Source organism: Nocardia sp. NPDC057353 (assembly GCF_042667085.1).
Taxonomy (GTDB): domain Bacteria; phylum Actinomycetota; class Actinomycetes; order Mycobacteriales; family Mycobacteriaceae; genus Nocardia.
The window spans coordinates 1-26,632 of record NZ_JBHVAK010000063.1; the positions used below are offsets into that span (position 1 = coordinate 1).

27 protein-coding genes and 1 pseudogene are annotated in these 26,632 nt (G+C 72.7%); 13 read left to right on the top strand and 15 right to left on the bottom strand.

Annotated features, from left to right (window positions below):
* Nucleotides 1-80: 80 nt before the first annotated feature.
* The 9 genes from ACFUUZ_RS26175 (at nt 81) to ACFUUZ_RS26215 (ending at nt 7,789) form a co-directional block, all read left to right on the top strand.
* Entirely contained in the window at nt 81-1,028 is a 948-nt protein-coding gene (locus ACFUUZ_RS26175; RefSeq protein WP_378700661.1) for a hypothetical protein, read from the top strand.
* 352 nt (nt 1,029-1,380) lie between these two features.
* Nucleotides 1,381-2,676, top strand: a complete 1,296-nt coding sequence (locus ACFUUZ_RS26180; RefSeq protein ID WP_378700664.1) for a glycosyltransferase — start codon at nt 1,381-1,383, stop codon at nt 2,674-2,676.
* A 190-nt stretch (nt 2,677-2,866) separates the two neighbouring features.
* Nucleotides 2,867-3,088, top strand: coding sequence for a hypothetical protein (locus ACFUUZ_RS26185; protein WP_378700667.1), 222 nt, complete (start codon nt 2,867-2,869; stop codon nt 3,086-3,088).
* 174 nt (nt 3,089-3,262) lie between these two features.
* Nucleotides 3,263-3,580 (top strand): hypothetical protein, encoded by a 318-nt coding sequence (locus tag ACFUUZ_RS26190; protein WP_378700670.1) that lies wholly within the window; start codon nt 3,263-3,265, stop codon nt 3,578-3,580.
* Between the two features lie 57 nt (nt 3,581-3,637).
* Complete coding sequence (locus ACFUUZ_RS26195) at nt 3,638-4,273, top strand: hypothetical protein (RefSeq protein ID WP_378700673.1); 636 nt, start codon at nt 3,638-3,640, stop codon at nt 4,271-4,273.
* A gap of 50 nt (nt 4,274-4,323) precedes the next feature.
* Complete coding sequence (locus ACFUUZ_RS26200) at nt 4,324-5,307, top strand: adenylate/guanylate cyclase domain-containing protein (RefSeq protein ID WP_378700676.1); 984 nt, start codon at nt 4,324-4,326, stop codon at nt 5,305-5,307.
* A complete protein-coding gene (locus ACFUUZ_RS26205; protein ID WP_378700679.1) occupies nt 5,307-6,047 on the top strand; it encodes an RluA family pseudouridine synthase in 741 nt (246 codons plus the stop codon). The genes ACFUUZ_RS26200 and ACFUUZ_RS26205 overlap by 1 nt, the downstream gene beginning before the upstream one ends.
* Before the next feature lie 143 nt (nt 6,048-6,190).
* Nucleotides 6,191-6,976: a metallophosphoesterase gene (locus tag ACFUUZ_RS26210; protein ID WP_378700680.1), complete on the top strand. Its 786-nt coding sequence runs from the start codon at nt 6,191-6,193 to the stop codon at nt 6,974-6,976.
* Nucleotides 6,977-7,060: 84 nt separating this feature from the next.
* Entirely contained in the window at nt 7,061-7,789 is a 729-nt protein-coding gene (locus ACFUUZ_RS26215) for a phosphodiesterase (RefSeq protein WP_378700683.1), read from the top strand.
* Here the strand turns inward: ACFUUZ_RS26215 and ACFUUZ_RS26220 are convergent.
* Both ACFUUZ_RS26220 and ACFUUZ_RS26225 read right to left on the bottom strand, forming a co-directional pair.
* Nucleotides 7,786-8,772: an AraC family transcriptional regulator gene (locus tag ACFUUZ_RS26220; protein WP_378700725.1), complete on the bottom strand. Its 987-nt coding sequence runs from the start codon at nt 8,770-8,772 to the stop codon at nt 7,786-7,788. The two genes, ACFUUZ_RS26215 and ACFUUZ_RS26220, sit on opposite strands and share 4 nt — an antisense overlap.
* A gap of 126 nt (nt 8,773-8,898) precedes the next feature.
* Nucleotides 8,899-9,822, bottom strand: coding sequence for a cation diffusion facilitator family transporter (locus ACFUUZ_RS26225; protein WP_378700685.1), 924 nt, complete (start codon nt 9,820-9,822; stop codon nt 8,899-8,901).
* Between the two features lie 149 nt (nt 9,823-9,971).
* Here ACFUUZ_RS26225 and ACFUUZ_RS26230 point away from each other — a divergent pair, with 149 nt between their 5' ends.
* Both ACFUUZ_RS26230 and ACFUUZ_RS26235 read left to right on the top strand, forming a co-directional pair.
* Nucleotides 9,972-11,969, top strand: a complete 1,998-nt coding sequence (locus ACFUUZ_RS26230) for an ABC transporter ATP-binding protein (RefSeq protein WP_378700728.1) — start codon at nt 9,972-9,974, stop codon at nt 11,967-11,969.
* A complete protein-coding gene (locus tag ACFUUZ_RS26235) occupies nt 11,966-12,703 on the top strand; it encodes a CbiQ family ECF transporter T component (protein ID WP_378700687.1) in 738 nt (245 codons plus the stop codon). Before ACFUUZ_RS26230 ends, ACFUUZ_RS26235 begins: the two co-directional genes overlap by 4 nt.
* A gap of 172 nt (nt 12,704-12,875) precedes the next feature.
* Here ACFUUZ_RS26235 and ACFUUZ_RS26240 read toward each other — a convergent pair whose 3' ends face one another.
* Together ACFUUZ_RS26240 and ACFUUZ_RS26245 are read right to left on the bottom strand one after the other, a co-directional pair.
* Nucleotides 12,876-13,619: an ESX secretion-associated protein EspG gene (locus tag ACFUUZ_RS26240; protein ID WP_378700689.1), complete on the bottom strand. Its 744-nt coding sequence runs from the start codon at nt 13,617-13,619 to the stop codon at nt 12,876-12,878.
* Nucleotides 13,619-15,013, bottom strand: a complete 1,395-nt coding sequence (locus ACFUUZ_RS26245; RefSeq protein ID WP_378700691.1) for a PPE domain-containing protein — start codon at nt 15,011-15,013, stop codon at nt 13,619-13,621. Before ACFUUZ_RS26245 ends, ACFUUZ_RS26240 begins: the two co-directional genes overlap by 1 nt.
* A gap of 391 nt (nt 15,014-15,404) precedes the next feature.
* Here ACFUUZ_RS26245 and ACFUUZ_RS26250 point away from each other — a divergent pair, with 391 nt between their 5' ends.
* Nucleotides 15,405-16,034, top strand: coding sequence for an ammonium transporter (locus ACFUUZ_RS26250; RefSeq protein ID WP_378700693.1), 630 nt, complete (start codon nt 15,405-15,407; stop codon nt 16,032-16,034).
* A 51-nt stretch (nt 16,035-16,085) separates the two neighbouring features.
* On the opposite strand, the gene ACFUUZ_RS26255 is transcribed toward ACFUUZ_RS26250, so the two are convergent.
* The 5 genes from ACFUUZ_RS26255 to ACFUUZ_RS26275 are packed head-to-tail and all read right to left on the bottom strand — an operon-like array spanning nt 16,086 to nt 20,673.
* Entirely contained in the window at nt 16,086-16,265 is a 180-nt protein-coding gene (locus ACFUUZ_RS26255; protein WP_378700695.1) for an antitoxin, read from the bottom strand.
* Nucleotides 16,266-16,322: 57 nt separating this feature from the next.
* Nucleotides 16,323-18,527 (bottom strand): ATP-dependent DNA ligase, encoded by a 2,205-nt coding sequence (locus ACFUUZ_RS26260; RefSeq protein WP_378700697.1) that lies wholly within the window; start codon nt 18,525-18,527, stop codon nt 16,323-16,325.
* 21 nt (nt 18,528-18,548) lie between these two features.
* On the bottom strand, nt 18,549-18,791 hold the full coding sequence (locus ACFUUZ_RS26265) for an antitoxin (RefSeq protein ID WP_378700699.1): 243 nt from the start codon (nt 18,789-18,791) through the stop codon (nt 18,549-18,551).
* Nucleotides 18,788-19,945, bottom strand: coding sequence for an MBL fold metallo-hydrolase (locus tag ACFUUZ_RS26270; protein WP_378700702.1), 1,158 nt, complete (start codon nt 19,943-19,945; stop codon nt 18,788-18,790). The genes ACFUUZ_RS26265 and ACFUUZ_RS26270 overlap by 4 nt, the downstream gene beginning before the upstream one ends.
* Nucleotides 19,945-20,673, bottom strand: coding sequence for an enoyl-CoA hydratase (locus ACFUUZ_RS26275; protein ID WP_378700704.1), 729 nt, complete (start codon nt 20,671-20,673; stop codon nt 19,945-19,947). Before ACFUUZ_RS26275 ends, ACFUUZ_RS26270 begins: the two co-directional genes overlap by 1 nt.
* Before the next feature lie 114 nt (nt 20,674-20,787).
* Here ACFUUZ_RS26275 and ACFUUZ_RS26280 point away from each other — a divergent pair, with 114 nt between their 5' ends.
* Nucleotides 20,788-21,873: an NAD(P)-binding domain-containing protein gene (locus ACFUUZ_RS26280; RefSeq protein WP_378700706.1), complete on the top strand. Its 1,086-nt coding sequence runs from the start codon at nt 20,788-20,790 to the stop codon at nt 21,871-21,873.
* 9 nt (nt 21,874-21,882) lie between these two features.
* Here the strand turns inward: ACFUUZ_RS26280 and ACFUUZ_RS26285 are convergent, their stop codons facing one another.
* The 6 genes and pseudogenes from ACFUUZ_RS26285 to ACFUUZ_RS26310 all read right to left on the bottom strand — a co-directional run.
* Nucleotides 21,883-22,737 (bottom strand): aldo/keto reductase, encoded by an 855-nt coding sequence (locus tag ACFUUZ_RS26285; protein WP_378700708.1) that lies wholly within the window; start codon nt 22,735-22,737, stop codon nt 21,883-21,885.
* A gap of 32 nt (nt 22,738-22,769) precedes the next feature.
* Entirely contained in the window at nt 22,770-24,296 is a 1,527-nt protein-coding gene (locus ACFUUZ_RS26290) for a carboxyl transferase domain-containing protein (protein WP_378700710.1), read from the bottom strand.
* 10 nt (nt 24,297-24,306) lie between these two features.
* Complete coding sequence (locus tag ACFUUZ_RS26295; protein WP_174552782.1) at nt 24,307-24,909, bottom strand: ATP/GTP-binding protein; 603 nt, start codon at nt 24,907-24,909, stop codon at nt 24,307-24,309.
* Complete coding sequence (locus tag ACFUUZ_RS26300) at nt 24,890-25,264, bottom strand: DUF742 domain-containing protein (protein ID WP_067647090.1); 375 nt, start codon at nt 25,262-25,264, stop codon at nt 24,890-24,892. Before ACFUUZ_RS26300 ends, ACFUUZ_RS26295 begins: the two co-directional genes overlap by 20 nt.
* A 7-nt stretch (nt 25,265-25,271) precedes the next feature.
* Nucleotides 25,272-25,685, bottom strand: coding sequence for a roadblock/LC7 domain-containing protein (locus ACFUUZ_RS26305; RefSeq protein WP_011207200.1), 414 nt, complete (start codon nt 25,683-25,685; stop codon nt 25,272-25,274).
* Nucleotides 25,682-26,632 (bottom strand): annotated as a pseudogene (locus ACFUUZ_RS26310) (histidine kinase); the annotation flags it as partial. The gene ACFUUZ_RS26305 and the pseudogene ACFUUZ_RS26310, both read right to left, overlap by 4 nt.

The window sequence follows — 26,632 nt, forward strand, 5'->3', positions numbered from 1 at the left end:
CTCTCGGGGATAGGGCTTGGGCACGGTGTCCATCCTTCCAGCAGTGCCCCACGGCACCACAGATCAGATGTCACCAACCCATGCAGCAGTCCCCCACATTCATCTGCCACTCCATGGGCGGGCTCATCGCCCGCTGGTACATCGAACACCACGGCGGCCACGAACACACCAAAGCGCTGATCACCATCGGCACCCCCTACCGAGGCGCAGCCAAAACAGTCGACCAACTCGTCAACGGCGTCCGAAAAGGCATCGGCCCCATCGGCATCGACCTCACCACCTTCGCCCGCAGCCTCCCCTCCACCCACCAACTCCTGCCCGACTACGCCTGCATCCACGACAACGGCACCCTGCACCGACTCGACGAAATCACCCTCCCCGACCTCGACACCCGCATGCTCACCGACGGCCTCACCTTCCACCACCAACTCACCACCGCCGAAAACAACCGCCCCGCCAGCCTCGACACCACCCACGCCATCATCGGCATCCGCCAAACCACCCCCACCACACTCCGCTACGACCAACAACGCCTCGAACCCCTCGACACCATCGACGGCGACAACGACTACGGCGACGCCACCGTCCCCCTCGCAGGCGCCCTCCGCCACGACCTCACACCCGACACCAACCGCGTCCGCCGCATCGTCGAAACACACGGCGCACTCCAAAACCACCCCGGCGTCCTCGACGAAATCGAATCCATCCTCACCGCACCCGTCCGCCGCCGCGCCACCACACCCATCCCCATCCGCATCACCGCACCCGAACTCCTACTCGCCGGAGAACCCCTCACCGCCACCATCGACATCGAACCCGGCGACCACCGCACCCCCGCCATCCAAGCCCACCTCATCTCCGAAAACGGCACCCCCACACACCCCACCCAACGACCACGCATCCACAACAACCAAGCCCACCTCACCTACCCACCCCCACCACCAGGAGCCCACACCCTCCACATCACCGGCACCACACAACCCAGCCCCATCACCCCCGTTACACACACCCTCCTCGTCTGGCAATAACCCAACGCAGATCTCAGCTGAATCACCCATCGAAAACCGGGAATCAGCCCGTACCGCTCAACCCTGAAGCGTTAGATCAAATATGAATCGGCGATGACCAGGCGTTTTACAGTTGCCCATGTTCTGCGTGTCCTGCCGAGGGCACACGCGTAATCGCAGTTCAGGACCTCCGCCGATTTCGGCAGCTACCCACCGAACCCTGCTCGTACGCAATGAGTACGCCATAGCGCAGACCCGCCCGCGCTGCATCTTGCGAGCCCCCGGGCCGCCGTCAGCTTTCCCCCGAAGTGAAACGCCGACGGCGTCCAGCGGCCATATTCCTCCGACCGCTCCCGGAGAACGAAGGAAGCCCATGCCGCACTACCTGCTTGCCAGCGTCCCCATCCACGGCCACGTGACGCCGATGCTCGGGATCGCCGCCGATCTCGTGCGGCGCGGGGAGCGGGTGACCGTGCTGACCGGGGCGCGGTTCGCGGACGCAGTCGCCGGGACCGGCAGCGAGTTCGTGCCGCTGCCCGCGGACGCCGACTACGACGACCGGACGCTCGCCGAAGCCAACCCGGATCGCCCGACGGGAATCGCCGGGCTGCGCTACGACATCGCCCAGACCTTCCTGGTGCCCGCCCGCGCGCAGTACGCGGCACTGCGCGAACTCACCCTCGCCGCCGCGGCACCGCCGGACGTCGTGCTGGCCGACCCGACCTTCATGGGCGCGGTGCTGCTGGCCGGGCACGACCGCGCCGAGCGGCCGCCGGTGCTCGTGGCCGGGGTGCTGCCGCTGCCGCTCTCCTCCGCGCACGTGGCGCCGTTCGGGCTCGGCATCCGGCCGTGGGAGGGGCCGCTCAACCGGCCGCGCAACGCGCTGCTGCGCGGGGTCGTCGGGCGGCTGTTCGCGCCGGTGCAGGCCGAGCTGGACGGCGTGTTCCGCGACATTCACGGCCGCGACGCCGGGGCTTTCGTCCTCGACCTGCTGCGCACCGTCGACGCCGTCGTCCAGTTGTCGGTGCCCGGGTTCGAGTACCCGCGGCCGGACGCGACGGTGCCGATCCGCTTCGCCGGGCCGATCATTCCGCCCGCCACCGGTGGCGAGCTCCCGGACTGGTGGGCGGAGCTCGAGGGGGACCGCCCGGTCGTGCTGGTCACCCAGGGCACCATCGCCAATACCGACCCGACCGCGCTCGTCCGGCCCGCCATCGAGGCGCTCGCGGCGGACGACGTGCTGGTGGTGGTCACCACCGGCGGGCGGCCGGTCGCGGAGCTGGGCCCGCTGCCCGACAATGTGCGGGCCGCCGAGTACCTGCCCTACGACCGGCTCTTCCCGCACGTCGACGTGTTCGTCACGAACGGCGGGTACGGCGGGGTGCACTACGCACTCGCGCACGGCGTTCCGCTGGTGGTCGCCGGTGCCAGCGAGGACAAACCGGAGGTCGCCGCCCGGGTGGCCTGGTCGGGTGCGGGCATCGACCTGCGCACCGGCAGGCCGCGCCCGGCGAAACTGCGCCGCGCCGTCCGCCGCATCCTGGCCGCCCCGCGCTACCGCACCGCCGCCGCCCGGCTCGCGGCCGAGATCCGCGCCGCCCGCGGCGTGGACGAACTGGCCGACGTCGTCGCCGCGCTCGGCCGCGGCGACACGCTCGCGCGCACCTGACCGGCCCCGAATTCCACACCTCGCCTCCGTCAGCCCCGCTGTGCCAGATGCGCGACGGAGGCGCGGGGTGCCAGATGTTCCGTGCTGGCCTAGATGTCGTCGAGCGCTGCATGGGGCGTCACAGCCCGCTCCGATCCGAGTCTTCAAAAAGGCCTCCGGCCCAGAGCCAGCCAGATTTCAGGGCGCAACAATGAGCGAACTGCCAGACTACGAACTCATGGAGATCATCCCCGTCACTGATATCGACCTGGCGCTGATTTCTGTCGCGGAGTACGAAACGCTGGAGATCCTGAGTGACAGCCGGACCCTGGCGGATCTCCGGCAGTCCAGGGTGGACTTCGACTCGGACGCTACTTTCGACATGGCCGAGGTCCGGGCAGAGCTCGAGAAGCGGTGCGGCGGGGAAGCGTGACCGCGATTCCCGAGCTGCATTCCGCTCGGATACACCGCGATAGCGACGGTGGAACGCGGGCCGTTTCCAGTTCACACTCGGCAACGCGCAATGCGCGCCGTTCATGACGTTCCTGAGTAACATCTGAGAACCCCTAGCGATCTTCCAGGCAACATCGACTCAGGAGGTTCGACCATGCGTTCTGTGAAGCGGCTCGCCGCCAGCACTTTCGTCGCTATCGCTACCGGCGCCGCTGTGCTCGCCGGGAGCGGCGTCGCCCAGGCCGACGTGCCGGTGTGGCAGGCGAACTGCCGCGTCTACAACATCTTCAATACCGGCGGAATGGCGAACTGCGAGCTGCCGACGTGGCACCAGGTGAAGCTGACCTGCGTGGCCTGGCCGGTGCCGTTCACGTACTGGAAGTACGGGCCGGTGCAGTACGGGCAGAACCAGTCGTGGGCGGCCTGCGATTCGTTCAATGCGCTGACGCGGGTCGAGGTCATCCAGGCGTAGCCGGAGGTAGCGCCCGCCGCCGCGAATCGGGGCGGCGGGCTCCGGCACAATTCTTCCGTGTCGATGCACCTGATCGAGGACCTGGTCGAGGGGTCCGTTCGCGCGCTGCACGCCACCGGTGAGCCGGGGTGGCGGGATCACTTCGTCGCGCTGTACGGGTTCCAGGCGGAGTGGGACTGCAAGTTCACGCATTTCCAATTGATGGAGATCCTGCTCGAGCACGGGTTCACGCACCGGTTCCCGCTGAGCGCGCACCCGGATTATCCGCGGCTCCGCGAAACGCTGGACGCCATGACGGAATTCACGGCGCTCTCGGACAGCGCGGACGATTCCGAGTGGCTGGAGCGGGGGTACGTGGACCCGCCGTACCTGTACTGCGACGCGGGCACCGCGCTGTGGCGGCGGATGGTGCCGGAGGCGGCGCCGGTCGCGAAGGTGCGGCTGGCCGAGGCGGTGCACGATGTGGCGCTCGCGGCCGAGACGCAGAACGACATCGAGCTGATCGCGCTCTGGCACGCGCTCGGCCCGGACACCTTCACCCCGCTCGACCCGCGCGACGACCCGGACACCGCCGCGATCCGGGAGATCGCGGTCCGGACGGGGGCCACCGTGTTCCCGCTCCGCGACGGGTACCGGCCACCGCTCGGCATCGGCGACGACGCGGAACTCGAGCGCTGGTGGGCCGGACAGTGACCTGTCACGAGCCCGCGCGGCCCCGGCGCGCGGCACCGTAGGGTTACCCCATGGTCTCCACCGAGAATTCCGAGCAGGCCCGGGCGATCATCGAGACGTACCTGCTCGACGGCGAGCGGCGCTACGACCGCACGAAGGTCGCGGAGCGGGCCGGGGTCGAGCCGGAGACGACGCGGCGGCTGTGGAGCGCGCTCGGCTTCCCGGCCGGGGCGGACGACGCGGTGGAGTACACCGATGCCGACGTGGCGGCGGTGCGCGGGTTCCGCGGGCTCGCGGTCTTCGAGGAGACCGATCCGCGGGCGGCCGCGGCGGCGGCCCGCACGCTCGGGCAGAGCATGGCGCGGCTGGCCGAGTGGCAGGCCGAGCTGGTGGCGTCGGAGATCCTGCAGCGCTCGGACGGCTCGCCCGAGAGTGTGCGCGCGGCAACGGAATCGGCGGTGGCGCAGTTCGAGGAGCTGCAGAAGTACGCGTGGCGGCGGCACCTGGCGGCGGCGATCACCCGCTCGCTGGACGGGAACGGCGGCAGTGAGGACAGCACCCGCACGCTCGCGGTCGGGTTCGCCGACATGGTCGGGTACACCCGGTTGACCAGGCACCTGCACCCGGACGAGCTCGGGATGCTGCTGGAGGCGTTCGAGTCGACGACGACGGCCGCGATCACGCAGAACGGCGGCTGGGTGATCAAGAACGTGGGCGACGAGGTCATGTTCGCCGCCGAGACGCCGCTGCAGGCGGCGAAGATCGCGCTGGCCGTCCAGGAGTCGACCATGATGGTCGGCGGGACGCCGGACCTGCGGGTCGCCGTCGCCTACGGGCCCGCGCTGCAGCGCTTCGGCGACCTCTACGGCTCGGTGGTGAACATCGCGGCCCGGCTCACCGGCGTCGCCAGGCCGGGGACGGTGCTGATCGACGACGCGACGGCGAGCGCGCTCGCCGACGAACCGCAGTTCACCATCCGGCACCTGCGCAGCGTCCGGGTGCGCGGCTTCAATCGGCTGCGGCCGCACGTGCTGCGCCCGCGCGACCGGCGCTGATGACCGCGGACTGGGCGACCCTGCGGCGCGCGTCGCTGCTCTACGCCGACGACGCGGTCCTGGCGCTGAACAAGCCCGCCGGGATCTCGGTGACCGGGGAGCGGCACGACACCGACCTGGTCGAGCTCGCCGCGGCGGCGGGCGAGACGCTCTACCCGGTGCACCGGATCGACAAGGTGACCTCCGGGCTGGTCCTGCTGGCCAGGGAGCTGGCCGCGCACGGCCCGCTCACCAAGCAGTTCGCCGCGCGCACCGCGGCCAAGACCTACCTCGCGGTGGTCACCGGCGCGGAGCTGCCCGACAACGGCGTCATCGAGCTGCCGCTCGGGGTCGGTCGGAAGAACCGGGTGCGGATCGCGGCGCCGCGCGAAGCGATCCAGCGCACCGGCGACCGGTGGTCGGTGGCGGAGGGCGACGTCCTCGCGGGCAAGAACTACCCGTCGACCACGCACTTCCACACCGTGCACCGGGCGGGTGCGCGCGCGCTCCTCGCGGTGCGGCCGATCACCGGGCGCAGGCACCAGATCCGCGTCCACCTGGCCTGGATCGGCCACGCCCTGGTCGGTGACCCGCTCTTCGACCGGGCGGGCACCGAGCCGCGCACCGCGCTGCACTCCTGGAAGCTCCGGCTGGACTACGAGCCCGCGCCGCTCGACCTCACCGCCGACCCGGGCCCGGATTTCTGGGCCGTGCTGCCCGGCATCGATCCAGAACAGGTGCTGGGCACCTTCCCCGGGTGACACGCAACCCCGACCACCTCCTCACGCACCGTGGCCCACCTCACCGTGTCCCCCGCTCACCCCCTGTTCTAGCCTGGAAGAGCCCGGTCTCCGGGCAGCTCCCGACGCAATGATGCGGTCTCTTCGCGGAAGGCGATATGCCGATGATCCTGGTGGCTCAGGTCAGCGACACCCATTTCGATCTCGGCGCCCGCAATGCCGAACGCGCGGCCCGCGTCCTCGCGCACCTGGCGGAGCTCCGGCGCCCACCGGCCGCGATCCTGCACACCGGCGACATCACCGACGCGGGCAAACCGGAGCAGTACGCGCAGGCCACCCAGGCGCTCCGCACCGACCTGCCGCTCTTCCTCGCGCCGGGCAACCACGACGACCGCGCCGCGCTCCGCGCCGACCTGCTCGGCACCACCCCCTCCGACGCCCCGCTGAACCAGGTGCACCGGATCGGCGAGCTGACCGCCGTCCTGCTCGACTCCAGCGTCCCCGGCGAGCCGGGCGGCAGGCTCAGCGCCGAGAGCTACGACTGGCTGCGCGCCACCCTCGCCGACGGCGACGGCCCGGTCCTGCTGGCGCTGCACCACCCGCCGGTCCGGGTGCACAGCCCCATCGTCGACGCCATCGCGCTCGCCGACCCGGCGCCGCTGGCCGCCATCGTGGCGGGCAGCGACCGGATCGCCGGGGTGCTCACCGGCCACGCGCACTCCCCGATCACCGCCCAGTTCGGGGGCAAGCCGCTGGTCACCGGCCCGAGCACGGCCTCGGTGCTGCGCGGCGAGTGGGAGCTGGACGCACCGGACCACGTCATGGACTACGCCCCGGACCCCGGCTACGCGCTGCACGTCGTCGATCGGGCAGACGACGGGGCATATCGCCTGGTCACGCACTTCCGGACGGTCCCGGCGGGCGGCCGGGTGAGCGTGCAGCCGGACTGAGCGGCGCCGTTTACCGCTCCGGGCGCGGGGCAATCGGGGGAGGAATCAGCGACGACGCTGCCGCTCCGATGGAAAGGCCCGAGCATGCCCAGCCTCACGCTGCCCACTCTCACCACCCCCGCACCCGTCGCCAAGGCGGCCGAGCTCCCCGCGGCCGCGCTGCGCGGCGCCTTCGCCGTCGGCGCCCGGCTGCGGCACGCCCGCGTTTTCCACCCGGACGGCCTGGAGCTGGCGGGCAGGCTGCACGCCGAGCCGGAGTTCGAGGCGCTCTTCGGCTCCGGCGAGCGCGCGGTGATCGCCCGGCTCTCCAAGGGCACCGGCACCCCGAGTGGCTGGCCGGACATCCTCGGCCTCGCCTTCCGGGTACTCGACCACGACGACAAGCCGTGGGACTTCGCGCTCGCCACCACCGGCGAGAGCCTGGTGGGCCGGTTGCTGGTGACGCTGACCCGCGGCTGGGGCAGCGCCCGCTACGGCAGCCTGGTGCCGTACCGCTTCGGCAACTCCAACCCGATCTGGATCTTCGCCGAGCCCGACCCGGGCCAGCCGGAAACGGCCTCGATCACCGACCTCGCCGAGCACCTGCGCGACAACCTCGCCACCTTCCGGCTCTACGCCTCCGGGCTCGGGGTGCCCAAGCAGCACATCGCCACCCTGGCACTGCGCCTCGCCGAGCCCGCCGAGCAGCGCACCGACTACTTCGACCCCATGCTGAACGCCCCGCAGAACGTGGTCATGGTGCCGAAGGCGGTGGGCAGGATCCGCGAGATCGCCTACACCGGCAGCCGCCGCGGTCGCGGCGAGGGCGCCTAGCGCCGGACCCGCAACCGCCGGTAGACCGCGGGGGTCTCCCCGGTCCAGCGCTTGAAAGCGTGGATGAAGGTGGATGATTCGGCGTAGCCGAGGCGGATCGCGACGTCGCTCACCGACAGCGGGGTCGCGGTCAGCATCTCCTCCGCGAGTGCGTGCCGCACCTCGTCGAGCAGTGCGCGGTAGCTGGTGCCCGCGGCGTCGAGCTTGCGCCGCAGGGTGCGCGTGCTCATGGCGAGATCCCGCGCCACGGCGTCGATTCCGGGCGGCGCGGCGAAGCCGACGGCGTCGCCGGGCACCAGCCGCGCCCTGACCTCGGCGGCGATCCCGGTCCTGGCCCGGCGGCGGTGCACCAGGTCGCGGCACTGGTTCAGGCAGAGGGCCCAGGTGCTCGGGTCGGCGAGCGGAAGCGGCTGCTCCAGCACCCGCGGGTCGACGGCGAACAGGTTCTCCGGCCGGTCGAAGGCGGGCTCGACCCCGGTGACGCGGCGCAGCGGCGCCGGGTCGGCCGGGGCGGGGTAGTGGAACTCGGCCCTGGTGAGCGGGAGCGGGCGGCCGATCAGGTCGCTCATCATGCGGTGCATGGCGGTGACGTCCCGCTCGACCAGGAAGCGCCGCACGTCGGCGGGGACCGCCTCGTCGTGCACCACCGCGACGAACTCCCGGCCGCGCCAGTGCGCCACCGGAATACAGAAAGTGAACGACAGCTCCAGGTAGCGCAGCGCGAGTTCGATCGCCTCGCCGAGCGTCGGGCTGCTCACGCAGGCGAAGCCGAAGATGCCGAAGGTGGTGATCCGGTACCGCGCCCCGACCCGAACGCCGAGCGCCGGGTGGTCGCCGAAGGCGCGCACCAGGTTGCGGACGACGGCGAGCTCGGTGCGGGCGTCGATCTGGCCGTCCGGGTCACGGACCGCGGCCGGGGTGAGCGGGGTGCCCGCCAGCACCCTGGCCGCGGGCACGCCGTGCTCCGCGGCGTAGCCCGCCATCAGCGCCACGCTCGCGACTCCGCGCGGAAAGTTCCAGTCACGGACTCCCGGATCGAGTACCCGCCCCACGCCGGACATTATGTCCGCGCGGCGCCGCGCGGGTGCGCCGGATGGCCGGATCGGTGCTCACCAGGAGAGTTCGGAACACCGCTTCGCGCTGTCCGTGCTCTCCACCTGCAGCGTCGCGTGCTCGATCCGGAAGCGCTCGGCGAGCAGGTGCTGCGCGGCGTGCAGCACGTCGTCGCCGGAGTAGCCCGCGGCCGTGGTGACGTGCGCGGAGGCGACCTCCATGCCGGAGGTGAGCGTCCAGACGTGCAGGTCGTGCACGTCGGCGACGCCATCGATCCCGCCGAGCGCGGCGGCGACCTCGGCCACGTCCAGCTCCTCCGGGCTGTGCTGGAAGAGGATCCGCAGCGACCGCTTGGCCAGCACGGAGGTGCGGGGCAGCACCCACAGCCCGATCGCGACGCCGACGATCATGTCCGCGTACGGCCAGCCGGTGGTCAGCGTGACGATCGCCGACACGATCACGCCCACCGAGCCGAGCAGGTCGGCCAGCACCTCCAGGTAGGCGCCGCGCACCGCGAGGCTCTCCTCGGCGCCGGAGCGCAGCAGCAGGAAGGCGGCGACATTGGCGACCAGGCCGATCACCCCGACCACCAGCACCGGCACCGCGGGCACCTCCGGCGGCTCGCCGATCCGCGAAACGGCCTCGTAGAGCACGTAACCCGCGACGCCGAAGAGCAGCAGCGCGTTCATCAGGGTGGCGAAGACCTCGGCCCGGTAGTAGCCGAAGGTGCGGCTGAAGGTCGGCCTGCTGCGCTTGGCGAAGAGGATCGCGGTGAGCGCCATGGCGATGCCGAGCACGTCGGTGAGGACGTGCGCGGCGTCCGAGAGCAGCGCCAGCGAGCCGGTGGCGATCGCGACGGCGCCCTCCGCCACCATGACGGCGAGCCCGATGCCGAGCGCCAGCGCGAGCCGAAGCACGTACTTGGCGGAGGCGCTCTCCGCGTGTGCGAGCCCTGGTCCGTGTGCGTGATCGTGTCCCACCGGTCAAAAATATGCGTACATGCGCATGGATGCAAGACCTACGTGGCCGGCAGACTTGTGCCGTGACCGAACTGTCCCCGAGCGCCGCACCGCAGGCGCACGGCCCGCTGCGCCCCATCGAGCTGGCGACGGGGGCGGTACTCGGCGGCATGACGGTCGGGTTGATCACCGTCGGCTCGGTGGTCCCCTTCGCGGCGGCGCTGCAGATGGTGGCCGCGGTGCCGCTCGGCATGATCGCGCACCGCTACCGGCTGCGCGCGCTGGCCACCGCCGCGGTGGCGAGCGCGCTGGTGACCTTCGTGGCGGCCGGGCTCGCCCCCGCCACCGGGCTGGCCGCGACCGCGACGCTCGGCGGCATCATCGGCATCGTCAAGCGCCGCGGCGGCGGGCTGTTCCCGGTCCTCGGCCTCGCCACGCTGGCCGGGCTGGTCTGGGCGGTGCTCTCGGTCGGTGCGCTGCTGCTCTTCGCGCCGCTGCGCGAACTCCTCTTCACCACCATCCGCAATACCAGCCGCGGGCTGGCGAACCTCACCGCCAGGCAGTCCTGGTCCGAGGCGGTCGGGCGGTGGATCGCCGACGCGACCGAGCTGGTGCTGCGCTGGTGGTGGCTGTTCATCGGCAGCAGCGTGCTGGTCGGCATGCTGGCCGCCGCCGTGCTCTCCTGGTACGTGCTCGGCGCGGTGCTGGACCGGCTGGCCTGGCTGCCGAGCCGGGACCGGCTGGACGCCCCGCCCGACGACCGTCCGATCGCGCCGCTGCCGGTCACGCTGCACGGCGCGGGCTACCGCTACCCCGGCGCGACCGCCGACGCGCTGAGCGGCATCGACCTGACCGTCGCGCAGGGCGAGTTCGTCGCCGTCGTCGGGCACAACGGCTCCGGGAAGTCCACGCTGACCAGGCTGCTCGCGGGCAGGCCGCCGACCGCGGGCGCGGTCTCCCGCCCCGGCTCGGCCGGGCTCGGGCACCTCGGCGGCACCGCGCTGGTGCTGCAGCGGCCGGAGAGCCAGACGCTGGGCGTGCTGGTCGCCGACGACGTGGTGTGGGGGCTCTCCGCCGAGCGCGCCGCCGAGGTCGACGTCGACGCGCTGCTCACCGAGGTCGGGCTGGCCGGGTTCGGCGAGCGGGAGACGGCGGCGCTCTCCGGCGGGCAGCAGCAGCGGCTCGCGGTGGCCGCGGCGCTGGCCAGGCGGCCCGCGCTGCTCATCGCCGACGAGGCGACCTCGATGATCGACCCGCAGGGCAGGCGCGAACTCGTCGCGCTGCTCGGCGGGCTGCCCAAGCGCCACCCGATGGCGGTCGTGCTGGTCACGCACCACGAAGCCGACGCGGCGGCCGCCGACCGGGTGGTGCACCTGGCCCGCGGCCGCACCGTCGAGCACCTGCCCAGCTGGCGCCGCCCGGCCGACGACCGCCGCAGCGCGCCGATGGGCCCGCCGGTGCTGGAGCTGCACGGGGTCGAGCACACCTACAACCGCGGCACCCCGTGGGAGGCGCCCGCGCTCTTCGGCATCGACCTCACCGTGCGCCGCGGCGAGGCGCTGCTCATCGTCGGCGGCAACGGATCAGGCAAGTCGACGCTGGCCTGGATCATGGCCGGGCTGGTCGAGCCGAGCTCGGGGCGCTGCGAGCTGGCGGGCAAGCCGGTGAGCGGGCAGATCGGGCGGGTGGCGCTGGCCTTCCAGCACTCCAGGCTGCAGCTGCAGCGGCAGCGGGTGGGCGAGGAGATCGCGGACTGGGGCGGCCGCGCCGCGGGCTCCGGCGCGGTGGGCCGGGCGCTGGACGCGGTCGGGCTGGACCGCGCGCTGGCCGCGCGCTCGATCGAGGAGCTCAGCGGCGGCCAGGCCAAGCGGGTGGTGCTCGCCGCGATCGTGGCCAGCGGGCCGCAGGTGGTGGTGCTGGACGAGCCGCTCGCCGGGCTCGACCCCGAGGGCCGCGCCGACATCGTCGAGCTGCTCGCCCGGCTGCGCGACGCCGGGCACACGCTGATCGTCATCTCGCACGACGTGGACGACATGGCCGCCGTCTGCGACCGCACCGTGCACCTGGAGCAGGGGCGCATCCCGGAGACGGCGCGGGACGCGGTGCCCGCGCAGGCGCCGCGGCTGCGGCCGGGTACCGCGTTCGGCCTGGACGGAGGGCAGCGATGAGCCTCGTACTGTTCCGCCGGGTGCCCGGCGACAGCCCGGTGCACCGGCTCTGGGCCGGGACCAAGATGATCGCCGCGCTGCTGATCAGCCTGGTGCTCATGGTGCTGCCGTCCTGGCCGGTGCTCGGCGCGCTCGCGGTGTTCCTGGTGCTGATCGGGGTGGTGGCGCGGCTCCCGCTGCGGACGCTGCCCCGGCTGCCGTGGTGGTTCTGGGGGCTGGTGCTGCTCGGCGTCCTGCTCAACGCGCCGATCGGCAGCCGCGCGGTGCTCGGCTTCCTGCAGATCTTCGCCTTCGGCATGATCCTGCTCGCGGCGTCCTTCCTGATCGCCTGGACCACCCCGATGGGCGAGATCGCGCCCGCGCTGGCCCGGCTCGGCAGGCCGCTGCGCAGGCTGCGGATGCCGGTGGACGAATGGGCCGTCGTCGTCGCGCTCACCCTGCGCAGCCTGCCGCTGCTGCTGGAGGAGATCCGGGTGCTGCGCGCCGCCCGCAGGCTCCGGCCGCGCGCGGGGCTGGTGCCGAGCGCCGAGGACAATCCGCTGGTCGACATCCTCACCGCCGCCATGGCGGTCGCCACCCGGCGCGCCGCCGAGCTGGGCGAGGCGATCACCGCGCGCGGCGGCACCGGCATGCTCACCGCGCACCCCAGCCGTCCCGGCCGTGCCGACGCCGTCGCCATCGCCCTCGTCGTCGCGGTCTGCGCGGGATCGGTGGGCCTGTCGCTCGCCCTGTAGGCCCGCGCAAACTTGACGGCGCCAGCCGAGGCCGCACACCCCGACCCGCGGGGCACCCGTGCCTCCGCGCCCGCAAGGCCGCCCGGTGGCCCGCGCCTACGGGTCGCCCGTTGCCCCGCGCCTCTGGGCGCGTATGGCCTGCACCCACGCGGCGGCCCGCCGGGCGAACGGCTCAGCGCCGCAGCGGCTCCCGCGCCCTCTCCAGCGCCGCCTCGACCCGCGTGCCGAGCGCTGCGGCGAGGCGCTCCGGCGTTCCGGGCACCGCCTCGACCACGTGCGTCCGCGTGACGAGGTACCGCCCGTCCGCGCGGTCGACCACCTGCAGCACCTCACCGCCCTCCTGCCACCCGTCCAGCGCGGGGCCGGTGTCGACCCGGATCTCGGTGTAGCAGCGGTGCGGCCCCTCCAGCAGCCGCACGGCCTGGTCCCGCGGGGTCAGCGCGTGCGAACGCCCGCGCAGCCCGTCCGCTCCGGGCCGCAGCTCGTCCGGGTGCGCCCGGAACCCGGGCCCGGAGCCCGGCGCGCACTCGGGCAGCACCGCGAGCACCCGGCGCACCAGGTGCGCGTGCGGCCGCAGGGCGAGCACGATCCCGCCGTCCTCCCCCTGGGTGGCGATCGCCCCGAGGTCGTTGTCGATCCCCGCGCTCAGCCGCAGCCGCCGGTCGCCGGGCAGGTACCCGAGCAACTCCACCCGCACCAGCGGCTCGACCAGCGCGTGCAGCGCCCGGAACATGGTGTCGTCCACCCGCAGCCGCTCGTAGAGCGCCCCCGCGGCCGCGGCCCGCTGCTGCTCGAACTCGAACTCGGTGGCCGCCGTGCTGGTCAGCGTGAGCGGGAACGGCAGCCGGTCGCGATCCATCGCCCGCCACGCCACGTGGAACTCCAGCGCGGTGAGCCGCCAGGCGTTCGGCGGCATCACTCGCCCCCGATCACCGGCGGCACCGTCTTCTGGTCCTGCGGCAGCAGCTCCTCCTGGACCCGGCGCAGGTACTCCGGCGCTTGGTGCTCCTGGTCGTCATCGCCCCTGCCGCGCGCGCCGCCCATCATGCCCGGCATCCCCATCATCGAGTTCCGCCCCGCGACCTGGTTCGCCGACCGCGCCGCCGCGGCCGCCGCCTGGTCCGGCATCCCGGTGCCTGGAATGCTGCGCCCCGGCGCCGGGGTCACCGTCGGCGTGCCCGGCGAACCCGGGCTCCCCGTTCCGGTCGGCGTGCCGGTGCGGCTGGGGTCGGTGCGGGTCGGGTCGGTGCCGGTCGGCGCGGTGCTCGACGGCACCGTCCCGGCGGGCACCGTCGAGTCCGGCGACTGCCCGGTCGGCTGCTCGGTGGAGGTCTCGGTGTCGGTCGGCGTCGTCTCGGTCGAGGTGGCCTCGTCCTCGGTGCCGGTCTCGTCGGTGACCGACGGCTCCTCGCCGGGCGCCGCGCCCTCCTCGTCCCGCCCCTCCGGGGCACCGGTGCCCACCGGGCTCCCGGGGGACGGCGCCCCGGCCCCGCTCGGCACGCCCGACGGCACCCCGACACCCGGCTGATCCACCGCACTCGGCGCCGCGGGCCCCGGAATGCGCGGCACATTCGTGTCCGACTGGGTGGCGACCGGCTTGTAGACGGTCTCCATCACCTCGCGCGCCCGGTTCTGCGCATTCTCCGACCGCCCCTCGTACGCCATCGACATGGCCGCGCTCGCCCCCGACCCCACCACGGGGATGGCGCTCACCACCGCCGAGGTGATCGACCCCGGCCGCTCCGGCGGGTGCGGCATCTGCGCGACGACCTGGTTGAAGCCGGAGTACGCCTCCTCCACCTTGTTCGCGACCAGGTTCGCGGCCTGCTCCAGCCCGCCCATCTCGGAGACGTACTCCCTGACCTTCGACTGCGCGCTCGCCGCGGCCAGCCCGGTCCACCCCTCGGTGATCAGCCCGAGGATCGTGTCCCGGAAGGCCGCGGCCGCCCCGGCGGTGTCGGTCGCCAGCTGCCGCCACGAGCTCACGCTCTCGGCCATCTCCCCCGGCCGGATCGAGCGCACGAACCCCATGATCTCCTCGTGCGACATCCCGAGGAAGTTCTCCAGCACCGCGGGCCCGAGCACCGGCGGCGCGAACTCGCCGGCGAACCCGGAGCTCAGCCCGGCGTTCTCCGCGTAGATCCGCTCCCGCGCCCGATTCCCCTCGTCCTGCGCCTCCCGCTGCGCGTCCGTGGTGTCGACGGTGGAGTCGAAGACCTGCCCGACCCGCCGGCCCAGGTACTCCCCGCCCCGGTCGTCGCCGGGCAGGAGCTCCCCCACCCGCCCCATGAAGTCCGTGATCCGTACCATCGTCCCCTCCCGTGACCGCCCCGGTCCCCCGCACCGACCGGCTCCGTAGAAGATATCGCGGATCGCGAACGGGCAGCGCGGCGGCGGATTGCGCAGTGTTCGCCGGCGCGACGCGCCGAATCGGTCCCCGACACGCCGTGCGCGAAACGCATCCGCCCTGTTCAGCACTCGGCATGCTGAAATAGGGCCCGGCTATGGGCCACTCCACCCGCCGTGGGGGGCGAAAACATACTTGAAGTTTCGGGTGTGGCACGCCATAACCCGGGGTACGGTTGCGCTCAGGAGTAGCTGTTAGCAGGCTTGATTCGTGGCTCCATTCCGCACTCCGGGGGGATAGGAATCCGTCGTGCGGCTGTGCGCCACCACTACGTGCTGGAGATGGGATTCTGGAATGATTCTGCGCAAAATCGCCGCGGCCGTCGTGCCGCTGCTCGCCACCGCCACCGTCGCCGCGGGCGTCGCCCAAGCCGAGACGCCGACGCCGGACGTCGGGTACGAGGTGAAGATGGTGGACGGGAAGGTCGTCACCGCGCTCACGAACGGCACCTTCGCGCTCGCGGGCGAGACCGTCGAGATCAAGGATTCGACCGGCGCCGTGCTGGTCTCGCTGCCGCTCGCGATCCGGGATGGCGCCACGGAGTACCCGCTGCCGCACGCGGTGCGCGAGGAGGACCGGGTGCTGGAGTTGACCCCGGTGAAGAACGAGGCGGCGGCCCGGCCCGCGCAGGCGCTCCCGGTGGCCTCGCCGATCGAGAACCTGCGGGCGCAGGACGCCTTCCTCTCGAACTTCGGCATCGCCACCGCCATCGGCGGTTTCATCGGCACCGCGATCGGCGCGCTCATCGGGCTGACCGGCATCATCGGCGGCCCGACGGTGATCGCCAGCGTCACCGCGGGCGCGGCGATCGGCGGCATCATCGGCACCATCATCGCGGGCGGCCCGACGCTGATCATGGCCGGCATCGACCTGATCAACACGCTGAACGCCCCGCCCGGCACCACCCAGTGGGCCACCAAGTAGAGCAGGCGCGCAACGGAGCCCGGCACCTCGCGAGGTGCCGGGCTCCGTCGTTCAGTTCTCCTTGCGCACAGCCTTCTTCGCCGCGTCCTGCGCCGAGTCGACCTTGTCGGCGTACTTGCCACCGGTCCGCTCGTCGACCAGGTCACCGGTCCTGTCGATGACGTCGTCGACCTTGTCGGCGTTCTGCCGGGCCAGATCCAGCGCCCGGTCGGCCAGGTTCTTGAAATCCATGGTGCGCTCCTCGCGTCGAGACAACCGTGGCCGACAGCGTACCGAGAGCAACCCGGTTCAGTCCGCCCCCAGCCAGGCCGGGTGCCAGAGCCTGCCCGCCTCGGTCCAGTTCATGAAGCGGACGGTGCCGCTGATCTCCGGCTCCACCCAGACCGCCTCCCTGCGCTCGTCGGCGGTGAGCGCATTGTCGAAGGGCGGGGTGCGGCGCTCCCGCCCCTTCAGGCGTTCCGCCAGGTCAGCGAGGTCGTTCTCGTCGAAGCCGGTGCCGACCCTGCCCGCGTAGTAGAGCCCGCCCGCGTGCGGGATGCCGACCAGCAGCGACTTGAAGCTGCGCGCTTCGCTGCGCCGCCAGCCGCCGATCACCACCCGCTGGGTGCGCCAGTTGCGCTGCTTGACCCAGGCGTGCCCGCGTTTGCCGGGTAGGTACACCGAATCGCCGCGCTTGGCCAGCACCCCCTCGAACCCCTGCTCCCTGCTGTGCGCGACGGCGGCGGCGCCCGGACCGTCCAGCAGCGGCGGCACCCGCAGCCCCGGCACCGTCGCGGCCAGCGCCTCCAGCACCCGGCGCCGGTCGGTCCAGCGCTTGCGCAGCAGCGAGGTGCCGTCCAGGAAGAGCAGGTCGAAGGCGACGAAGACCGCGGCGGCCGGATCCGCCTGCATGAGCGCGAGATTGGCGATGCCGTGCTCGTCGAAGACCACCGCCTCGCCGTCCAGCACCACCCGGTGCCCGGCGAGTTCGGCGGCCAGCGCGGCGATTCGGGGGTACCGGTCGTTCACCGTGCTCCCGCGCCTGCTGCGCAGCGTGATCCGCTCGCCGTCGAACTCCAGGATGATCCGGAAGCCGTCCCACTTGGTCTCGAAATGCCAACCCGGCTCGTCGATCTCGCCGACCTCGCCGGGGGTGGCGAGCATCGGGGCGAGGCCGCGCGGCAGCTCGGCGCCCGCGGGCTGCTCGCGCATGAGGTGCATGAGCCACTGGTTGCCCCTGGTCCGGATGAGGGCGTAGCGGCCGGTCAGCCGCTCGCCGCGGAACCGGACGATGACCTCGTCGTCGCGCCACTTCTCGGTCTCGTAGGTGCCGGAGTCCCAGATCGTCATCTCGCCGCCGCCGTACTCGCCCTTCGGGATGGTGCCGTGGAAGGTCAGGTACTCCAGCGGGTGGTCCTCGGTGTGCACGGCGAGCCGGTTCTGCTCGGTCGATGTCGGCGGCCCCTTCGGCACCGCCCAGGAGACCAGCACGCCGTCGCGCTCCAGCCGGACGTCCCAGTGCAGCCTGCGCGCGTGGTGCTCCTGCACCACGTAGCGGTTGCCATCGCCGGGCGCGGGACGGGCCGCGGGGACCGGCTCGGGGGTGCGCGCCGGGTCGCGCATCGAGCGGTACCTGGCCAGCGCGTCGGGGCCGAGGTCGTCCAGGCCGTCGAGCAGGTCGCCGTCGGCCAGGTAGCGGGCGAGCACCTCGTCGAAGCGCAGGTGCCGCAGGGAGTCCCCGTCCTCGATCTCGGCCCAGGTGCGCGGCGCGGCGGCGTTCGGCTCGGACCGCCCGCGCAGCGAGTAGGGGGCGATGGTGGTCTTGGCCGCGCTGTTCTGACTCCAGTCCAGGAAGACCTTCCCCGGCCGGGCCGACTTCGCCATGGTGGCGGTCACCAGCTCGGGGTGCAGCCGCTCCAGGTTGGTGGCGACCTGCTTGGCGACGGTGGAGGCGCCCTTCGAGCCGACCGGCCGCTCCAGCGGGACGTAGAGGTGGATTCCCTTGCTGCCGCTGGTCACCGGGTAGATCCGCAGCCCGATGTCGGCGACCAGCTCGCGCACCAGGCAGGCCACCCGCGCGCACTCCGCGAGCCCGGCGCCCGGCCCGGGATCGAGGTCGAAGACCAGCCGGGTGGCGGGCCCCCGCGCGTCGCCGTCGAACCGCCACTGCGGCACGTGCACCTCGAGCGAGGCCTGCTGGCCGAGCCAGGCCAACCCGGCCTCGGAATCGACCAGCGGGTAGGTGACCGTGCGGTCGGAGTGCTCGAGGGTGCGGCGGTCCAGCCACGCGGGGGCGTGCGCGGCCAGGTTCTTCTCGAAGAAGGAGGGGCTGCCGATGCCGTTCGGCCAGCGCTTCCTGGTGACCGGGCGGCCGGCGATGTGCGGGAGCATCGCCGGCGCCACGGCCGCGTAGTAGGCGATGACCTCGCCCTTGGTGGTGCCGCACTCCGGGTACAGCACCTTGTCCAGATTGCTCAGCTCGACCGGGACGCCACCGAACTCACGGCGGGCCATACCGGCGCTCCCGAGCGGAGGTCAGGGCCGCGGGCCGCCGGGGTACTGCGGGCCACCGGGCTGGTGGCCGCCGGGCTGCTCCGGCGGGATCGCCTTCTTGGCGGCCTCCTTCCCCTTGGCGATCTGGCTGCTGTACTTCCCCTTGGTCTTCTGGTCGACGAAGTCACCGGCCTTGTCGACGGCCTGGGTGATCTTGTCGGAGTTCTTCGCCGCCGCGTCCTTGCCCTTGCTGACGAGGCCCTTGAGATTGTCCGCGAAACTCATCGCTGCTCCTCCGGTTTGGTGCCTGTTTTGTCCACATTCTCCCACCACGAATCCAGCGCCGCCGGGGTTGCGAGGTCCAGCCGCTGGCCGGGGCGCGGAATCGCGATGGGAGTGCCCGCCTGCTCGGCCGCCGAAACAAGCCTGCGCACCGGCTCGGACCAGGGGTGGAACGCCAGGTTGAAGGTGGCCCAGTGGATCGGCACCAGCAGCCCGTGCCCCGCGTCGCCGCGGTTGAGGTCGGCGTGCGCGTGCACGGCCTCCTCCGGATTCATGTGGATGTCCCGCCAGCGCACGTCGTAGGCGCCGACCGGGAGCAGGGTGAGGTCGAACGGGCCGATGGCCGCACCCGCCTGGGCGAAGGCCGCGGTGTAGCCGGTGTCGCCGCCGAAGTAGACCCGGCGGGTCGGGCCGACGATCGACCAGGAGGCCCACAGCGTGGTGTTGCGCACCAGCCCGCGGCCGGAGAAGTGCCTGGCCTCGGTGCAGGTCAGGGTGAGCCCGCCCGCCCGGCCTGGCAGCGTGACCTCGCCGCCCCAGTCCAGCTCGACGATGCGGTGCTCCGGCACGCCCCAGCGCCGCAGGTGCGCGCCGATGCCGAGCGGCACCACGAACGGCGCGACCTGGGTGCGGACCAGCCCGAGCACGGTCGGCTTGTCCAGGTGGTCGTAGTGGTCGTGCGAGATGATCACCGCGTCCAGCGCGGGCAGCGCCTCCAGCGCGCCGGGCACCGGGTGCAGCCGGGCCGGGCCGACCAGCTCGGACGGCGAGACCCGGTTGCTCCACACCGGGTCGGCGAGCACCCGGTAGCCGTCCACCTCGACCAGCGCGGTCGCGTGGCCGTACCAGGTGACGGCGAGCTCGGCGGCGTCCCGCGGCAGCTCCGGCTCGACCAGCGGCACCCGGCCGCGCGGCCGCCCGGCCCCGCGCCCGGTGACGGCGGAGACCAGCAGCGAGCCGCCGTCCTGCGGGTCGATGGCCGAGCTCGGCTCGGTGTTGTGGAAGCGGCGGTCCCGGTAGCCGATCGCGCCGGTGGCGATCGGCTGGATGGCGGTGGCCCCGGCGCCCAGCGCCGACGGCAGCCCCCATGCGGCGCGGACCACCCAGGTCAGCCCGGCGGCGGCGAGCCCGAAGGCGGCGGCGGTACGGATCTTCATCAGCGTCCCAGGAATCTCGGGGCGCGCTTCTGCTCGCGCGCCAGTCTGGCCTCGGCGGCGTCCTCGCTGCTCCACGCGGCGGCGAGCGCGGCGCGCTGCTGCGCGTTCTCCGGCTGCCTGGTGCCGTCGTCGTTCAGCACCAGCTTGAGGTGCCGGAGCGAGAGCGGCGCGAGCTCGGCGATGGACTTCGCCCAGGTGTGCGCGTCGGCGACGGTGCCGATCTTGTTCGCGAAGCCGAAGGTGTAGGCGTCCGCGGCGGAGATCTGCTCGGCGCCGAGCAGCACGGTGCGGGCCGGGCCGCCGCCGATCAGCGAGGCCAGCCGGTGCGCGGTCCACCGGTCCACGGAGACGCCGAGCCGGGCCGCCGGGATCGCGATGTAGGCGTCGGGGGCGACCACCCGCAGGTCGGACGCGAGCGCCAGCTGCACCCCCGCGCCGTAGGCGGCGCCGTGGATGGCGCTGAGCACCGGCACCGGCGCGGCCTCGATGGTGTGCAGCATCGCCATCAGCTCGTCCAGGAAGTCCTCCGAGTAGATGCCGGAGAGGTCGGCGCCCGCGCTGAAGACCTTGCCGCTGCCGGAGATGACGATGGCGCGCGCCTCGTCGGCGACCGCGGCGAGCACCGCCTCGCGCAGCGCGATCACCAGTTCGGTGTTGAGCGCGTTCCGGCGATCCTCGCGCTGTAGTTCGATGCCGACGACGTCACCGTCGCGGTTGACTCCGAGCATGCGTCCTCCCCGGCTGAATACCGACCACTTCCAGCTCCAACTCTGCCACAGCGAGCACCGGCCACCCCGGCACGCGAGCCGGATCACGCCGCGTCGGCGGCTAGCATCGCTGCCGTGCCGACCGACTACGACATCCTGGTGCTCGGCGCCGGCCAGGCCGGGCTCTCCGCGGCCTACCACCTGCGCCGCCGCGGCCTGCGCCCGGAGCACGACTTCCTGGTCGTCGACCACGCCCCCGGCCCCGGCGGCGCCTGGCAGTTCCGCTGGCCGACGCTCACGCTGAGCACCGTGAACCGGGTGCACGACCTGCCCGGCATGGAGTTCGCCGAGACCCTGCCGCCCGGCTCCGCGAGCGCGCCCGCCGCCACCGCCGTCCCCCGCTACTACGAGCGCTACGAGCAGCGCTTCGACCTGCGGGTGCACCGGCCGGTCACGGTCTCGGTGGTCTGCGACCGCGCGCCCGAGCTGGCCGTCGAGACCGACACGGCGGGCACGCTGCGGGTGCGCGGGCTGATGAACGCCACCGGCACCTGGGAGCACCCGTTCGTGCCGCACTATCCCGGGGCGGGGACCTTCCGCGGCAGGCAGCTGCACACCCACGACTACCGCACGCCCGGCGAGTTCGCCGGGCAGCACGTGGTGGTGGTCGGCGCGGGCATCTCCGCGGTGCAGCTGCTGGACGAGATCTCGACGGTGGCCGGCACCACCTGGGTCTCCCGCACCGAGCCGCGCTTCCGGGAGACCCCGTTCACCCCCGAGGACGGCCGCGCCGCCGTGGCCAGGGTCGAGGACCGGGTGCGCCGCGGCCTCCCGCCCGGCTCGGTCGTCTCGGTCACCGGGCTCCCGCTCGACGACCGGCTGCGCGCCGCCCGCGCCCGCGGCGTCCTCGACTGGCACCCCATGTTCAGCGCCATCGAACCGAACGGCGTGCGCTGGGCCGACGGCCGCACGCAGCGCGCCGACGTGATCCTCTGGGCCACCGGCTTCCGCAGCGCGCTCGACCACCTCGCCCCGCTGCGGCTGCGCGGGCCCGGCGGCGGGATCACTATGGACGGCCGGCTGGCCACCAGGGTCGCCGCCGACCCGCGTATCCACCTGATCGGCTACGGCCCCTCGGCCAGCACCGTCGGCGCCAACCGCGCAGGCGGCGCCGCGGCCGCCGAACTCACCGAGTACCTCGGTATCGGTAGGAAGCGCTGACCGGCGCGGCTACTCCAACCCGGCGGTGAGGGTGTCCGGGTCGCCGCCGATGCGGGCGTCGGCGTTCAGCCCGCTGATCGCCTCGACCTGCTCGCCGGTGAGCTCGAACCCGAAGACGTCGAAGTTCGACGCGATGCGCTCCGGCGTCACCGACTTGGGGATCACGATATTGCCGAGCTGCAGGTGCCAGCGGATGACGACCTGGGCCGGGGTGCGCTCGAGCTGCTTGGCGATCGAGGTGATGACCGGGTCGTCCAGCACCTGCCCCTGGCCGAGCGGGCTCCACGCCTCGGTGGCGATGGCGTGCGACTGGTGGAACGAGCGCAGCGGCGCCTGGGTGAACCGCGGGTGCAGCTCGACCTGGTTGACCGCGGGGATCTCGCCGGTCTCGGCGATGATCCGCTCCAGGTGGGCCGGGGTGAAGTTGGAGACGCCGATCGAGCGCACCCGACCGTCGGCCTTGAGCGCCTGGAAGGCCTTGAAGGTGTCGACGTAGCGGTCGAACTTCGGCACCGGCCAATGCACCAGGTAGAGGTCGAGGTACTCCAGGCCGAGCCGCTGCATGCTCGCGTCGAAGGCGCGCAGCGTGGAGTCGTACCCCTGCTCGGCGTTCCACAGCTTGGTGGTCACGTAGACCTCGTCGCGGGGCAGCCCGGACTCGCGGATGGCGCGGCCGGTGCCCTCCTCGTTGCCGTAGATGGCGGCGGTGTCGATGCTGCGGTAGCCCACCTCGAGCGCCTTGGCCACCACGGTGGCCGCCTCGTCCGCGGGTACCTGGAACACTCCGAAGCCGAGTTGCGGGATCACGTTCCCGTCGGGCAGGACGATCGTCGGTACAGCGCTCTTATCGCTTCGGAAAGTCACACAACCGACCGTAGGAAAGGTTCGGCGCAGCGTCAACGACGCTTTCCGGTGTGTTCGCCCACCTGGTCCGGGAGGCCGAGGCCGCGGTAGCGGCGGTACCTGGTCGCCGCGCGGTCGCCGACCGGCGCGGCGCGCAGCCCGGCCAGCTCGTCCGCGATCACCGCGACGGTCCTGCGGGCGAACTCCACCGGCTCGGCGGCGGCGTCCGGCAGCTCGGGCACGATCCGGTCCACCACGCCGTCGGCGCGCAGGTCGGCGGCGCCGATCCGCTGCGCGGCCGCCAGCTCGGCGGCGTGTTCGGTGTCCCGGTGCACGATGGCGCTCGCCCCCTCCGGCGGCAGCGGCGCCAGCCAGGCGTGCGTGGCGGCGAGCACCCGGTCGGCGGGGAGCAGGGCCAGCGCGCCGCCGCCCGCGCCCTGGCCGAGCAGCAGCGAGACGGTCGGGGTGGGCAGGGTGACGAGGTCGGCGATGCAGCGGGCGATCTCCGGCGCGAGCCCGCGCTCCTCGGCCTCCTTGGAGAGCGCCGCCCCCGCGGTGTCGATCACCAGCACCAGCGGAAGGTCGAGCTCCCGCGCGAGCGCCATGCTGCGCCGCGCCTCACGCAGCGCCGCGGGTCCCATCGCCTCGAGTCCGTAGCCGGCTCGGTCGTGGCCGAAGACGATGCACGGCTGTCCGCGGAAGCGGGCGAGCGCGTGCACGACGGTGCGGTCGTGCTCGCCCTGTCCGGTCCCGCTCAGCGGCACCCGGTGCGTGACGTGGCGCAGCAGGTCGCGCAGCCCGGGCCGGTCCGGCCTGCGCGAGATGAGCACCGATTCCCAAGCGGGCGGCGCACTCTCGGCCGCCGAGGGAACGAACCGGTCGGCTTTACCGGTGGTCCGGTCGGGGACGACCACCCCGCTGAGCACGCTCAGCGCCCGGTAGGCGATCCGCCGGAACACCGTGAGCCCGACGACCCCGTCGATCACCCCGCGCCGGTACAGGTTCTCCGCCGTCTGCACGTCGGCCGGGAACGGCTCGCCGTACAGCGCCTCGTAGACCCGCGGCCCGAGGAAGCCGATCAGCGCGCCCGGCTCGGCGAAGGTCATGTGCCCCAGCGAACCCCAGGACGCGAAGACCCCGCCCATGGTCGGGCTGCGCAGGTACACCAGGTAGGGGTGGCCCGCCGCCCTGTGCGCCGCCACCGCACCGGCGATCTTCACCATCTGCACGAAGGCGACGGTGCCCTCCTGCATGCGGGTGCCGCCGGAGGTCGGCGAGGCGACCAGCGGCAGCCCGAGCGCGGTGGCGCGCTCGACCGCCGCGGTGATCCGCTCCGCCGCGGCGACCCCGATCGAGCCGGCCAGGAAGCCGAACTCGCACGCGATCACCGCGACCCGGCGGCCCCGCAGCAGCCCTTCACCGGTGAGCACCGACTCGTCGGTGCCCGCTGCCGCGGCGGCCGCCGCCAGCTCCGCCCGGTACGCGCGCGATTCCGCGACCGGAACGGGTGCCGAGTCCCAGCTCGCGAACGTGCCGGGGTCGAGCAGCCGATCGATCAGTTCTCGTGCGGACGTGCCCACGCGGCCGCGCTCAGTAGCCCTGCATCACCTTGCGCAGCGCGTACTCGGTGAGCGAGACCAGCGCCTGCTTGGCCGGCTCCCGCCGCCGCGCGTCGATCGACATGATCGGCACGTCGGCGGGGACCGCGAGCGCCTGCCGGATGTCCTCCAGCGGGTACCGCGGCGCGTCGTCGAACTCGTTGAGCGCCACCAGGAACGGCAGGTTGCGCGCCTCGAAGTAGTCGACCGCGGCGAAGCTGTCCTCCAGCCTGCGGGTGTCGACCAGGACCACGGCGCCGATGGCGCCGCGGATCAGGTCGTCCCACATGAACCAGAAGCGGTACTGCCCCGGCGTGCCGAACAGGTAGAGGACCAGGTCGTCGGCGAGGCTGATCCGGCCGAAGTCCATGGCCACGGTGGTGGTGGACTTCATCGGGATGCCGGTCAGGTTGTCGATTCCGGTGCTGGCATTGGTGACCAGCGCCTCGGTGCGGAGCGGGACGATCTCCGAGACGGCGCCGACCATGGTGGTCTTGCCGACGCCGAAACCCCCCGCTACCACGATCTTCGCCGACGTCGGCTTGCTGGTGCGGGTGTCGACCTGCGCCGTCGAATCAAATACGCCGGAGTCCACTGAGAACCCTTTCGATCAGCTCGCGACGCTCATCGTCGCTGGAATCGTCTTTCAAAGTCGCCGAGACGCGGACATGGCCCGCCTCGATGAGGTCTGCCACGAGGACCCGGGCTACGCCGATCGGTATCCCGAGCCGGGCCGCCACCTCGGCGACGGACGGCGATTCTCTGCACAACTCCACGATGGACGTTTCGATGTTGGACAGTTCGAACTGCCGCTCGAGGGCGACCGGATGGGAAGCGACGAGTGCCTCCAACGCCAACTCGACCGCAGGCCTCGTGCGGCCCGCGGTCAGCGAGTACGGGCGAACGAGACTGGGCTCGGCGCCTCCCATGCGGTGATCGTCTATGTCCATCCCACCATCAGGAACCCATCGTGACGCGTGGGGTGGCCTGCACCGTCTGGCCCACACGCTCCACCAACAAGGCCATTTCGTATCCGACCTGGCCGATATCGCAGGAGGTATTGGTCAGCACCGCGAGGTACGACCCGTCGCCCACAGCCATCAGCAGCAGGTAGCCGTGCTCCATCTCGACGACGGATTGCAGTACCGTACCGCCTTCGAACAGATTCGACACCCCGACCGAGAGACTGGCCAGGCCTGCGGTCACCGCGGAGAGCTGTTCGGCCCGGTCGACGGGCAGTTGCGCACTCGCGGCCATGAGTAGGCCGTCAGCGGAGACCAGGACTGCGTGGGCCACGCCGGGAACCTCGTTGGCGAAGTTCGAAACCAGCCAATCCAGCTGACGGTTCGTACCACCTAGATCGGGGTTCATAGGTCTCCTTTATCTCCGGTTAGGTTCATTGCTTTCATGGCGCGGCCATCCCGGACACCCTGCTGGTGACGACTCAGGCTGGACCTGATGGTTTCGGGATCGCGCGGCGGGGTCCGGTTCGCCGAGCCGCTCACGCCGCCGGGAACGAGTCGAACACCCGGACTGCGCTGCGGCAAGCCCGCGGCGGTCCGGTTCTCCGACTGCGCCTCGCTGGCCCTGCGCGCGGCCAGCCAGCCCTCGTCGCCGGGCGACTCGAAGGCGGCGGCCGCTTCGGAGCGGCTCGGGTCGGGGTCGGAGAGCCAGGCCGACATCATCTCGGCGAAGATCGGCGAACCGCCCGCCGCGGCGCCGCCCTCGGGGGCGGGCTGCAGCCTGCTCTGGAAGAACGACGCGGTGCGCTGCGGGTTGGCCCTGCTGTGCCTGCCGGTCTCCGCGCCGACCTCGGGCTGCTCGCCGGAGGGCGGCGCGGCCGGGGCGCGGCGCGGGAGCGCGATGCTCGGCGGGACCGGCTCGTGCGGGGCCACCATGGCGCCCGGGTTGCGGCGCGGGAGTCCCGGCGGGGTCTGCGCGCCCGGCTGCCGGGACGGCAGGCCGTTCTCGCCGCGCTGCGGGAGGCCCGGCAGGCCGTTCTCCCCGCCCTGCGGGCGGCCCGCCTCGCCGCGCTGCGGCAAGCTCTCGCCGCGCTGCGGGAGGCCGTTGTCGCCCCGCTGCGGGAGGCCGCCGTCGCGCGGCGGGAAACCGTTCTCACCCCGCTGGGGCAGGCCGTTCTCCCCACGCTGGGGCAGGCCGCTGTCGCGCTGTGGCAGACCGTTCTCCCCGCGCTGCGGAAGACCACCGTCACGGGACGGCAAGCCGTTCTCGCCCCGCTGGGGTAGGCCGTTCTCCCCGCGCTGCGGCAGGCCGCCGTCACGGGACGGCAGACCATTCTCGCCCCGCTGGGGTAGGCC

What these genes read in the sequence shown, in the direction of transcription:
- ACFUUZ_RS26175 (WP_378700661.1), top strand. Translation starts at nt 81, where the DNA reads ATGCAGCAGTCCCCCACATTCATCTGCCACTCCATGGGCGGGCTCATC.
- ACFUUZ_RS26180 (WP_378700664.1), top strand. Translation starts at nt 1,381, where the DNA reads ATGCCGCACTACCTGCTTGCCAGCGTCCCCATCCACGGCCACGTGACG.
- ACFUUZ_RS26185 (WP_378700667.1), top strand. Translation starts at nt 2,867, where the DNA reads ATGAGCGAACTGCCAGACTACGAACTCATGGAGATCATCCCCGTCACT.
- ACFUUZ_RS26190 (WP_378700670.1), top strand. Translation starts at nt 3,263, where the DNA reads ATGCGTTCTGTGAAGCGGCTCGCCGCCAGCACTTTCGTCGCTATCGCT.
- ACFUUZ_RS26200 (WP_378700676.1), top strand. Translation starts at nt 4,324, where the DNA reads ATGGTCTCCACCGAGAATTCCGAGCAGGCCCGGGCGATCATCGAGACG.
- ACFUUZ_RS26205 (WP_378700679.1), top strand. Translation starts at nt 5,307, where the DNA reads ATGACCGCGGACTGGGCGACCCTGCGGCGCGCGTCGCTGCTCTACGCC.
- ACFUUZ_RS26210 (WP_378700680.1), top strand. Translation starts at nt 6,191, where the DNA reads ATGATCCTGGTGGCTCAGGTCAGCGACACCCATTTCGATCTCGGCGCC.
- ACFUUZ_RS26215 (WP_378700683.1), top strand. Translation starts at nt 7,061, where the DNA reads ATGCCCAGCCTCACGCTGCCCACTCTCACCACCCCCGCACCCGTCGCC.
- ACFUUZ_RS26220 (WP_378700725.1), bottom strand. Translation starts at nt 8,772, where the DNA reads ATGGCGGGCTACGCCGCGGAGCACGGCGTGCCCGCGGCCAGGGTGCTG.
- ACFUUZ_RS26230 (WP_378700728.1), top strand. Translation starts at nt 9,972, where the DNA reads ATGACGGTCGGGTTGATCACCGTCGGCTCGGTGGTCCCCTTCGCGGCG.
- ACFUUZ_RS26235 (WP_378700687.1), top strand. Translation starts at nt 11,966, where the DNA reads ATGAGCCTCGTACTGTTCCGCCGGGTGCCCGGCGACAGCCCGGTGCAC.
- ACFUUZ_RS26240 (WP_378700689.1), bottom strand. Translation starts at nt 13,619, where the DNA reads ATGCCGCCGAACGCCTGGCGGCTCACCGCGCTGGAGTTCCACGTGGCG.
- ACFUUZ_RS26245 (WP_378700691.1), bottom strand. Translation starts at nt 15,013, where the DNA reads ATGGTACGGATCACGGACTTCATGGGGCGGGTGGGGGAGCTCCTGCCC.
- ACFUUZ_RS26250 (WP_378700693.1), top strand. Translation starts at nt 15,405, where the DNA reads ATGATTCTGCGCAAAATCGCCGCGGCCGTCGTGCCGCTGCTCGCCACC.
- ACFUUZ_RS26255 (WP_378700695.1), bottom strand. Translation starts at nt 16,265, where the DNA reads ATGGATTTCAAGAACCTGGCCGACCGGGCGCTGGATCTGGCCCGGCAG.
- ACFUUZ_RS26260 (WP_378700697.1), bottom strand. Translation starts at nt 18,527, where the DNA reads ATGGCCCGCCGTGAGTTCGGTGGCGTCCCGGTCGAGCTGAGCAATCTG.
- ACFUUZ_RS26265 (WP_378700699.1), bottom strand. Translation starts at nt 18,791, where the DNA reads ATGAGTTTCGCGGACAATCTCAAGGGCCTCGTCAGCAAGGGCAAGGAC.
- ACFUUZ_RS26270 (WP_378700702.1), bottom strand. Translation starts at nt 19,945, where the DNA reads ATGAAGATCCGTACCGCCGCCGCCTTCGGGCTCGCCGCCGCCGGGCTG.
- ACFUUZ_RS26275 (WP_378700704.1), bottom strand. Translation starts at nt 20,673, where the DNA reads ATGCTCGGAGTCAACCGCGACGGTGACGTCGTCGGCATCGAACTACAG.
- ACFUUZ_RS26300 (WP_067647090.1), bottom strand. Translation starts at nt 25,264, where the DNA reads ATGGACATAGACGATCACCGCATGGGAGGCGCCGAGCCCAGTCTCGTT.
- ACFUUZ_RS26305 (WP_011207200.1), bottom strand. Translation starts at nt 25,685, where the DNA reads ATGAACCCCGATCTAGGTGGTACGAACCGTCAGCTGGATTGGCTGGTT.